At 48.4% G+C, this 434-nt stretch carries 1 pseudogene; it reads left to right on the top strand.

Going from position 1 to position 434, the window contains the following annotated elements:
* Positions 1-434, top strand: a pseudogene (locus ACTHUT_RS22225) (exodeoxyribonuclease V subunit alpha); the annotation flags it as partial.

Raw genomic sequence — 434 nt, 5'->3', positions numbered from 1 at the left:
GTATCAAAAGCAACAGGATTATTGGCAGGCCGTGGCAGAGAATAATGTCGCACTCGCCTACGGTCATGCGGCCGATGTGGTGGTATTGACAGCTTGGCGGCGGGATGCGAATGATTTGAATTAGGCTTATCAAGAATACCTGCAACGACAAGGCAAGGTTTCGGGAGGAACGACTTGGTTTGCCGGACAAATCATCATGATTACCCACAATGATTACATGCTGGAAGTGTTTAACGGCGACATCGGGCTGATTATGAAAGATGAAAAATCGTTGAATGGCTTGTCTGCCTATTTTCCTGAGAAAGATGGATTTAAAAAAATTGCCATCAGCCGTTTGCCCGATTTTGAGTCGGCTGTTGCCATGACGGTGCACAAGAGCCAGGGTTCGGAATATCGGGAAGTATGGCTTTCCGCGCCGTCAGTGCCTGCAACGA

The organism is Neisseria sp. P0022.S010, assembly GCF_051956635.1.
Note: the sequence above shows the minus strand (reverse complement) of the source record. Positions and strands in the feature narration are given on the sequence as shown.